The sequence below is a fragment of the Vibrio sp. 2-1-2a genome (assembly GCF_032648565.1).
Classification (GTDB): Bacteria; Pseudomonadota; Gammaproteobacteria; order Enterobacterales; family Vibrionaceae; genus Vibrio; species Vibrio diabolicus.
This window is the reverse complement of the sequence record NZ_WBOH01000024.1, coordinates 1-7,363: the sequence shown is the minus strand read 5'-3', so window position 1 is coordinate 7,363 and position 7,363 is coordinate 1. Positions and strand designations below refer to the sequence as shown.

The 7,363-nt window shown below is 39.8% G+C and carries 9 protein-coding genes; all 9 read left to right on the top strand.

From position 1 onward, the window contains the following. Positions 1–168: 168 nt before the first annotated feature. The 9 genes from F7Y48_RS23330 (at position 169) to F7Y48_RS23285 (ending at position 7,126) form a co-directional block, all read left to right on the top strand. A complete protein-coding gene (locus F7Y48_RS23330) occupies positions 169–711 on the top strand; it encodes a hypothetical protein (RefSeq protein WP_258508658.1) in 543 nt (180 codons plus the stop codon). Between the two features lie 275 nt (positions 712–986). Continuing rightward, the gene (locus tag F7Y48_RS23325; protein ID WP_025611557.1) at positions 987–1,472 is read left to right on the top strand and encodes a type VI secretion system amidase effector protein Tae4; all 486 of its coding nucleotides are present in this window, start codon (positions 987–989) and stop codon (positions 1,470–1,472) included. A gap of 524 nt (positions 1,473–1,996) precedes the next feature. Further along, positions 1,997–2,968 (top strand): hypothetical protein, encoded by a 972-nt coding sequence (locus F7Y48_RS23320; RefSeq protein WP_202819287.1) that lies wholly within the window; start codon positions 1,997–1,999, stop codon positions 2,966–2,968. A 110-nt stretch (positions 2,969–3,078) separates the two neighbouring features. Further along, complete coding sequence (locus F7Y48_RS23315) at positions 3,079–3,573, top strand: GNAT family N-acetyltransferase (protein ID WP_258508656.1); 495 nt, start codon at positions 3,079–3,081, stop codon at positions 3,571–3,573. A 103-nt stretch (positions 3,574–3,676) separates the two neighbouring features. Continuing rightward, the gene (locus F7Y48_RS23310) at positions 3,677–4,213 is read left to right on the top strand and encodes a nucleotidyltransferase family protein (RefSeq protein ID WP_316685440.1); all 537 of its coding nucleotides are present in this window, start codon (positions 3,677–3,679) and stop codon (positions 4,211–4,213) included. Positions 4,214–4,356: 143 nt separating this feature from the next. Next, a complete protein-coding gene (locus tag F7Y48_RS23300; protein WP_095760849.1) occupies positions 4,357–4,731 on the top strand; it encodes a hypothetical protein in 375 nt (124 codons plus the stop codon). Between the two features lie 149 nt (positions 4,732–4,880). Further along, a complete protein-coding gene (locus tag F7Y48_RS23295; protein ID WP_048626554.1) occupies positions 4,881–5,297 on the top strand; it encodes a hypothetical protein in 417 nt (138 codons plus the stop codon). A gap of 185 nt (positions 5,298–5,482) precedes the next feature. Next, the gene (locus F7Y48_RS23290; protein WP_258508653.1) at positions 5,483–5,941 is read left to right on the top strand and encodes a hypothetical protein; all 459 of its coding nucleotides are present in this window, start codon (positions 5,483–5,485) and stop codon (positions 5,939–5,941) included. Positions 5,942–6,685: 744 nt separating this feature from the next. Next, positions 6,686–7,126 carry a hypothetical protein gene (locus F7Y48_RS23285; protein WP_140049109.1) on the top strand — a complete coding sequence of 147 codons (441 nt, stop codon included), beginning with the start codon at positions 6,686–6,688 and terminating at the stop codon, positions 7,124–7,126. The last annotated feature ends 237 nt before the right edge of the window (positions 7,127–7,363 follow it).

Genomic DNA, 7,363 nt, shown 5'->3' with positions numbered 1-7,363 from the left:
AATTCACATAACAAACAGTTTAAGAGGGATTCAGCACGCGTGGCATTTTTGGTATGCGGTGGTTTCGGTGTTGAAGTGCCATACAGTAACATCGGTGTTGCGTGCTTCACCCCTTAACTGGGCGTTATAAGCCATCTTATGTTCTCGTTTTTTAGGTTTTCAGTATTAATGAAAAGACCAAACTTTTTTAGTTATGTCAGTGATATGCGTAGAAGGGCGAAAATGCGCTTTCCAAATTACGATATTCATATATCGCATCGATTATCATGGAGTCACATAGCCACTTCTTTAGAACTGCAGGATGAGAAGATAGTGATGGAAATGATCGATAAAATTACAATACCAGCGCGAGACTTTGGAAACCCTTTGTTTGGAGGCACAAGAAAAGGCGATCTTAGAGTAAGAAATGCAGTTCAAAGAGTTATCGGAGAATATGGTCTCCGTTCTAGGGAAACTGCTAAAGCTCTAAATTCGGTTCCTTATAATTTGCGACCAGGTTCTGCTACGATAAACATCCAAATAAGGGCACGACCGGATGCTCATTTTTTCGATAATAGCTCAGATATGACGCCTCAATCAGAAGAACTATTTTCTGAATGTTCATGTGAGTCTTCCGACTTCATGACAATGGAGGATTTCTATGAGTTTGAGAAGCGCTTCGATACACTGTATGTAAAACCTTTTTTATCTAGTATAGAAAGGCTATTGTAGCTTTTTATCGCCGTGACTTTGCTTATAACAAACTGTTTAAGTGGGATTCGCAACGCGTGGCATTTTAACTATGCGTTGGTTTCAGTGATTAAGGTGGTATGCGGTGGCTTCGGTATTGCGTTGCTCACCCCTTAACAGGGCGTTATGTAACTTCATGATTAGTCAGTTTCAAAACTATATAATTTCAATCATAAAGTTTTCTTCTCTTTTTTACATGAGGTCGAATCAGCGGCACATTATCTATCCTAAGATATTTACTAAGGATTGAGGTGAAAATGAAATTGCCAACATGGGAAAAACTTCGTGCCAATTACCCTGCGTTACCAGCTAATGTGGTTTTTGAAAAAATTGGTGGTAAAGTAGGTTTGAACTACGAACTAGGTATATTTTCAAACGCTTGTGCTATTAGAGTTTCCAAAGCTCTTAATGGTAGCGGTGTAGAACACAAAATTCCTCGTTACAACGCGATTGGGCCGGAAGGAAAAATGAGTCTTCAAGTCTCTTCGGGACAAAATAAATTTTGGTATATTTTTCGAGTCAAAATTCTTATCAAATACCTATCAGAAAAATACTTTAGCCCTGAAGAGCTAACTCCCGAAGAGCACCTAGAGAAAATTAAAGGGCGTAAGGGCATTATTGTCTATCAAGTTGACGGATGGAGTGATGCGACAGGGCATGCTGACCTATGGGATGGGAATAAATGTGTATACCAAGGGTATGCATCAGTCACTCACAAAGTTCTGTTCTGGGAGTGCACATGATCAAGGTTATGACTTTCATACTTTTACTGATGTCATTATCTGTAAAAGCTAATACTGGTCCCCAATCTAATATCGATGAACAATTAATACAATTCGCGAGAGCGAATTGTTTATATCAGTACTTTCAACATAAAAACTACGACTTAGGTGATATTAGAAATATCTCTGCAGGTATAGTGCAAATGAGTTCTATATCACCAGACACTTTCGTTGAAGTATCTAGGCTAGTAAAAAAATATGAGCCCGCAATTAATTATAAGAATGAGACGTCTCCTTTACTCGCGAAGTGTTTTACTTTGGAAAACGATCCTGTTTTTCTAGAAAATCTGAGCTTGTTGACTCAGGTTGAGTAAAGTTACATAACAAACTGTTTAAGAGTGATTCGCAACGCGTGGCATTTTTGCTATGCGTTGCGTTTAGTGGTTAAGATGGTATGCAGCGACATCGGTATTGCGTTGCTCACACCTTAACAGGGCGTTAGCAACCTTATTCTAGCTAAGGAGTATTAAATTAAGTATCTAAGTTTGAATGGAATACCGACAGATCAGCCTCCTGAATTGGGAACAACGTTCTTCATTCGTGACCCACAAGGTGCGTGGTATCCGAACCAAAGCAATTTAGTCTATGAAATCGAATCGTGTTGCCTGAAACTGTACGATTTGTTTGCTACAAAAGTGTTTGGGGATATTAGTATCTTTCATGCTTTTAGCAAGTCATGCCCCGAGTTTTTGGTTACTTCTGGGATGAACTCTGAATCGACTCTATCAAAAGGTGAGTTTGAAGAGTTGCTAAATCGATTGCCGACAAACGAGTATACATATCGAGCTTTGTATCTCTATGATTGCTTCAAGCTTGTGTCAGGTCTTCAAGAATGCAGTAAAGAAGTCATGCAGCTTCAAGGCGAGTTCTACTATAGCTTTAATTTCGAGGAGTTTTTCTATCCTAAGATTGAAGAGCCTGATGGTACGCGGTATGTAACTTCTCCCGTAGTAACAAAATTATATGCGATGCTAGGCTTCATTTATATTCGCCTTCATAGTTTGCTTGATTACACCACGAAGCTAGTTTTTGAAATCGAAAAAATCAAAACTAACTTTGACAGTTATCCCAGATTAGCATCAAAGAACACCATGTATAGCCACAAAAAGAATACATCACTAGATAATGTTAGTAATACAATATTTGAATCTTGCTCTTTCATAAATGAGATCGAAGCAATAAGGAATCATGTTATACATAATGGTTTACTCGATGACCTACCAAAGGCATATAAAGTAATTGTTCAAGGGAACTGTGTAGAAAAATTTATCCTTCTACCTGATCGAAATGAAAGTGGGCGGTTTGAGTCCTATAAAAATCGTAATCTATTCTATAGCCGAGAATACAAAATAAATGAGAAATTGCCTGCGATTATCAGTGAATTCCAAAACCGCCTTGTAAATACTCTTGAGCTACTACTTGAAAGACAGGCAGCTGGTATTGAAACAGGTAGCTAACAAAGCATTTAAGAGTGATTCGCAACGCTTGGCAGTTTCGCTTCGCTCAAGTATAGCCAAGCGCTGCTCACACCTTAATGCGGCGTTATGTGCTTATGAGGAGAATTGACATGGAAGTGGTAGAGGCCAACCCTAGTTTGGCCCCAATATTAGTGAGTTATGCGAAAGAATGCCTAGAATCGGGTATTTCAAAATATTCGGGTGTGGAGCAAGACCCGACAACTTATTTGTCAGGTTTGGTCGAACGTTCTAAGGCAATCTCCGAGTTACCAAAGGGATATTTACCTAGCACAACTTACTACTGTGTATCGAACTACGAAATTTTAGGTGCAATCCGAGTTCGCAAAGGTACTAATGCCAACGTAGAAAATGTCATTGGTCATGTTGGCTACGAAACTAGACCGTCAGCTCGTGGTAAGGGTGTAGCCTCATTTCTGCTTGCTTGGGTGCGAGACCATGTTGTCACTGATTCAGTTATTGTTACTTGCTCAATTGACAATCCCGCGTCTCAAAAAGTCATAGAAAACTGTGGTGGTGAATACCTCGGTAACTACACAGATGACAGTGAAGGCACGGTAAGGCGCTACCGTTTAGCACGCACATAACAAAGCATTCAAGAGTGATTCGCAACGCTTGGCAGTTTCGCTTCGCTCAAGTATAGCCAAGCGCCGCTCACACCTTAATGCGGCGTTATGGCGCAGGGATAAAATGGACAAGATCGTAGAACTAATAAAGCAAGATCCGATCAGAGTGGACGCATTGAAAGTTGTATCTCAACTGGCTTTGCCTCAATGCTATATTGCGGCAGGTTTTGTTCGTAACTTGGTTTGGGATTCATTACATAACTTTGAAATGCATACTCCCCTGAATGATGTGGACGTTCTCTATTTTGACCCTGACGAGTCTAACCCAGATTCCTATTTGTTTTATGAAGCGCAGCTAAAAAGTTGCATGCCTCAGCTTAATTGGCAAGTGCGTAATCAGGCGCTAATGCATATACGTAATGGAGATTCTCCGTATACAAGTTCTTTGGACGCAATGAGTTACTATCCAGAAAAAGAAACAGCTATTGCTATTCGTCAAACCGCTCAAGATAAGTATGAATGTATTGCTGCTTTTGGGTTTAAATCATTGTTCAATTTCTACGTCACACATAACCCTAAAAGGTCGCGAGAATCCTTTGAAAATCGTGTAAATTCCAAAGGGTGGCTACAACGGTGGTCATCATTAAAAATTGCGCCATAACAAACAGTTCAAGAGGGATTCAACACGCGTGGCATTTTTGGTATGCGTTGGTTTTTGTGTTGAAGTGCAATGCAGAGGCTTGGTCATTGCGTGTTTCACCCCTTAACTGGGCGTTATGCGTTTTATCAAAAATGGAGAGTTTTATGGGTCATTATTGGGTTGTTGGCGCATCTTGGGGCGGAACTGAGCATCAAGATACTAAGTTTCTTGAACAGGGAATATGGATGCTTGGTTGGGATGAAGAGTCTCAACCTGCGCAGTATAAAAATGCGTCACAAATTCAATCAGGTGATCGGATTGCGATCAAAAGAATGAAAGGTCGAGGCCAAACAGGCATCAAAATACTTCATCTTGGTATTGTAAAAGGGGTCATTCTTGATACTGACCGAGTTATATGCACTGTTGATTGGGTTGCAACAAACTTGGATCGCAATATTGAAGAAAGCCGAGGGTGCTTTAAATCAATTCATGGTCCATTTGAAAAAGATGATTGGGTAGAAAAAGTCTTTTGCCTGTAGTAGCACACGCATAACAATCTGTTTGAGAGTGATTCGCAACACGTGGCATTTTTACTATGCGTTGCGTTTGGTGTTTAAGGTGGTATGCGGCTGCATCGGTATTGCGTTGCTCACACCTTAACAGGGCGTTATGCTCTCAGGAGGGAGTTGTGTATCTCAGGGAAAAAGATAAAGCTTTGAATAAAGGTGCAATTTTAATCGGCACTATAGGTATTATCGTTATTTCTATTGCATCAGGAAGCTTATTTGTAGCGCTAGGTTTGAGCTCGATAGCCGCAATTAGCTTATGGTTACAGCAAAAGTTTCCGGATAAAAATGGTCTTTACAGCATCGAGGTTCTAGGTGGGCGTATTAGTCTTAAACTGGGAAATAGCGCACTTTGGCATTTGAGTGTATGTGATGTTGAGTCCTATGATACGACTTACTCAAGGGACGGTGCAGTGATCAAAGAAATTACTTTAAAAACGGTGAACGATAGTTATGTCTTACCAAAACTAGATCGCTTTGAAACTACCGCAGTTTTGGATCTTGTAAGTCTTTTGCAAACCCTAAAAGAACGAGCATAACAAATTGTTCAAGAGTGATTCGGCACGCGTGGCATTTTTACTATGCGTTGGTTGTAGTGTTTAGGGTGTTATGCGGAGTCTTCAGTATTGCATGCCTCACACCTTAACAAGGCGTTAGTTGTTTAGGTCTTGATACATTGAAGGTATAATAGGTATTGCATATCATAAAATTACTGAGGTAAACAATGAACATCATAGATACGATTACAGCTTGGCCAGTAATTGTACAAGGGGCTCTTGGTTCAGCATTATTCGCGATCACATCTTTCTTAGGGCAAAAAATAGTGAGATTTTTCTTTTCTAAATGGGAAAAGTATAGTCGTACAAATAATGAGGTTCTAGCTAGCCAGAAAGTAGCACTAATTGGTGCCTATATCGATAACGATAGGAACGAACTTTCTAATGTTCTAACTTTGATGATGTTCAGTTCCTTTCATTACATCATGAAAGCGGTTCTCTTTGTTGCTTTTGGCTTAGTTGCTGAATCATTGTTGCCTGCTTTTGGACTCGCAGGCTATTTTATTGGCTTCATTTATCTTTTCAAAGCGATGACCTACTCACCACATTTTGCATTTTTAGATAATCACACAGAAGAAGAGTTGAAAGAAATCAAAGAACAACTAGCTGCTGAAGTAAACAACTAACAAATCATTTAAGAGTGATTCACAACGCTTGGCATTTTTGGTGTCATCGTTGGGTTTTGTGTTTACGGTGGTATGTTTAGGTTTCGTGGTAGCGTTGCTCACACCTTAATGCGGCGTTAGTTTGCAAGAGGAAAAACGTAGCTATATCGCAAGATCTTGCGGTAAAAGCTCATGTCGTATCGGCATTTAATTTCAGTGTTAATCAGCGTGGTAAATAACCAAAATTGGCATCGTTTCAGCGGTTGATTTGTTCTTTGGTGCTGTGACTTTTTGGGTAACTGAGTCGAACTTTTTTGCTGAAACTCTGCTCTGTGAGTTTGTTGGTACAAAAGCCGATTTACTCGCTGCAAGGACGTTTTCTCTGGTGTGGTAAGTTCCGCGTGGTTTCAGTGGCTTTGTTGAAAGTTCGCACTGTGAGATTGGTTTTCCAAAAGCGCTTTTTGGTGTTGTAAACTCGTTTTCTGCGGCGTTGTTTGTTCCAAGTGGTTTCATTGAGTAGCCGCTTTGAGACTACGCCTGACTTAAATGCATCAAAGTACATAAAGTTTGTTGTTCGCAAAGTTTAAAGTGACGTAAAATCAACCCTTTGGGTTTGCAAACTAACAAACTGCTCAAGAGGGATTCGCAACGCGTGGTATTTTCACTATGCGTTGGTTTTAGTGTTTAAGGTGGTATGCGGTGGCTTCGGTATTGCGTTGCTCACCCCTTAGCAGGGCGTTATATTTTTTATGAGGAAAGTTGAAGTTGTTTGAAGGTTTTATTGGCTTTTTTGGAGTTATTGTCGGTACTTTTTTAACTGCTTTTTATGTTCGGAAGCAGGAGAGAAAAAAGATAGCTACTGACCTGTTTGTAACCTATAACTCCTTGGAGTTCATATCACTTAGAAATTCCGCTGGTTCTATTCTCAGACAAGCGTTTAATCAGCAAGTGAAACTAAATTGGAGCGAGTTGCATATACAATTGCAAGAAAATAACAAGTGGGAAAAGGTTTCTGCTGTCGATGGTTTTTTTCGTACGCTCTATGAATTGTGTAGCCATAATCTAGTGGATGTAGCAATGGCTCGTTCCCTATTTAAAGACATACATAATCATTGGTATAAGTCATATTTCGAAATTATCGATATGGAATCGGGTAAAAAGTACAGTACTCACAAAAGGTTGAACACCCTTTTGAACAAAATATAACAAACTGTTTAAGAGTGATTCGCAACGCGTGGCATTTTTACTATGCGTTGTGTTTAGTGTTTAAGGTAGTATGCAGAAGCTTCGGTATTGCGTTGCTCACACCTTAACAGGGCGTTAGCTTTCAAGGAGGAAAATTTGAAAACTGTGTTACTTAAAATTACGTGTTTATGTTTGTTATTGCTGTCAGCTCAGGCATTTTCATCTGGGCTAGAAAACATCAATTCAGCAATAACATCA

Excerpts from the sequence above, each read along its gene's own strand:
- F7Y48_RS23330 (WP_258508658.1), top strand. The coding sequence starts at position 169 with ATGAAAAGACCAAACTTTTTTAGTTATGTCAGTGATATGCGTAGAAGG.
- F7Y48_RS23325 (WP_025611557.1), top strand. The coding sequence starts at position 987 with ATGAAATTGCCAACATGGGAAAAACTTCGTGCCAATTACCCTGCGTTA.
- F7Y48_RS23315 (WP_258508656.1), top strand. The coding sequence starts at position 3,079 with ATGGAAGTGGTAGAGGCCAACCCTAGTTTGGCCCCAATATTAGTGAGT.
- F7Y48_RS23310 (WP_316685440.1), top strand. The coding sequence starts at position 3,677 with ATGGACAAGATCGTAGAACTAATAAAGCAAGATCCGATCAGAGTGGAC.
- F7Y48_RS23300 (WP_095760849.1), top strand. The coding sequence starts at position 4,357 with ATGGGTCATTATTGGGTTGTTGGCGCATCTTGGGGCGGAACTGAGCAT.
- F7Y48_RS23290 (WP_258508653.1), top strand. The coding sequence starts at position 5,483 with ATGAACATCATAGATACGATTACAGCTTGGCCAGTAATTGTACAAGGG.